This is a genomic window from Candidatus Ichthyocystis sparus (assembly GCF_900078745.1).
GTDB lineage: Bacteria > Pseudomonadota > Gammaproteobacteria > Burkholderiales > 2013Ark19i > Ichthyocystis > Ichthyocystis sparus.
Window position 1 is genome coordinate 1 of sequence record NZ_FKII01000020.1, and the last position, 1,812, is coordinate 1,812.

Genomic DNA, 1,812 nt, shown 5'->3' on the forward strand with positions numbered 1-1,812 from the left:
TCACCTACTAAAACTCTCGACTCAGAAGCAATAACTTCTGTAGCTAGTCCAACAATTGCTCTACCCAATACAGATGACTCCGTAGAAGAAGAGGAAACATCTGCATCTAATCCTGATACATATAAAGATAAAGATGAAGATGAAAGAGATGACTCCGTAGAAGAAGAAGAAACATCAGCATCTAATCCCGATACACATAAAGATAAAGATGAAGAGGATGAAGATGAAGAAGACAAAGATGAAGATGAAGGTAAAATCGAAGGTGAAGAGGGAGGTAAAATCGAAGGTGAAGAGGGAGGAGAAAGTGAATCATCCCCCGCATGCATAAATGCAGAAGAAGCCACACCAATTGCATCCAAAACTTCAGCTGATGGTGACAAAGAGGGGGAAATATCAAAAGCTGCTACCATCTCAGATGCAGGTAACTCACGTTCCCCCAAATCAGAAGCAACACCTTCCGCGGTCGAGACCAAAACATCACCACTAATATCCAAAAAAGAACCGACAGAGGGAGTTGGCACAGCAATATACCCATCAACAGGCGAAGAAGATTCGACACCAGGTAGTGCTACAGAAGTAGAGATAACACCAGACTGATCAGAAACAGTTGGCATAGATAAAACTTCAGCTAATGGTAACAAAGGGGAAGAAATATCAGAAGCTACTAACAACTCAGACGCAGGTGCAGACAAAGGTTCAGTTACAGACAAAGGTGCAAACGCAGAAACAGAGGAGGGGGGTACAGCAACAACACTATCAGACGCAGATGAGGATGCTCCATCTTCTAAAGCTCTCAAATCAGAAGCATCACCTTCCAGAGTAGAGACTGAAACATCAGCACTAATTCTAGAAAAACACTCACCAGACAAAGATACCAATTGCATCTCGTGCTGAGATTGAGGCCCAGACTCAGAAGTAGATAGAGATGAAGATAAGGGTAAGGGTGCAAATGAAATAGAGGATTGAAATGAAGGAGCAGGAGATACTTCACCTACTAAAGGTCCAAATGGCGACAAAGATCTTAACTGTGTCTCAGATTGAGGTGGTAATTCAGACCGAAGTCGCGCAGAAGAGATAACCGAGGAATGAGTAAGAGTAGTACTGCAAGCATCCGCACATTTACTACTACCTTCTGATGTCTTGCCTTTACTTATCACACGTCTTTGAGAAACAGTCTCAGTAACAGGAGGCTGAGAAGATAATTCATGCTGAAACTTAATTCGTGGAAGAGAGGCGGCCAAATGGCGAATAAAATCAACAGCACGACTTCCTGACCCCGTACTCTCAGCACACTTACTACTATCACCTGATATCTTGCTTTCACTTATCACACGTCTTTGAGTAATAGTCTTAGTAACAATAGGCAAATAAGGCCCTGTACCTTCAGATAATAACTCAGGTCCAGATTGAGATAATAATTCAGACTGAAGCTGCGAACTAGAAGAAGGACTCACAAGACCTGTGGTAGCACTTACCAAAGTAGCACCACCACTTGCAACTTTACTACTACTATTTCCTGATGCCTTCCCTCTAGCTGTCCTAATTTGTCTTTGGAGAGCTGAAAATGCCGATGCAGGAATACCAGCAATATCGAGGACACTAATAACATCTTCACAACTAACATCACTCAATGATCCATCTTCTAGTTTAGCAAAAACTCTATCAGCCACTACATCCCACTGAGACTCAAATACAGGCTGCACTACATTAAAAGCAGCACAATCTAGTTTCGACAAAAAATCTAATAAAACACCTCCACTTAATGTAACCAGCTCACAATCAGAGGTACTTGATAAAACCCTTATACCAGGA

The 1,812-nt window shown here is 42.1% G+C and carries 1 protein-coding gene; it reads right to left on the reverse strand.

Annotated elements, in window-relative coordinates; genetic code table 11:
* Nucleotides 1-1,812 (reverse strand): hypothetical protein (locus A6733_RS08665; RefSeq protein ID WP_176696733.1); only part of this gene is annotated, 1,812 nt, incomplete at both ends.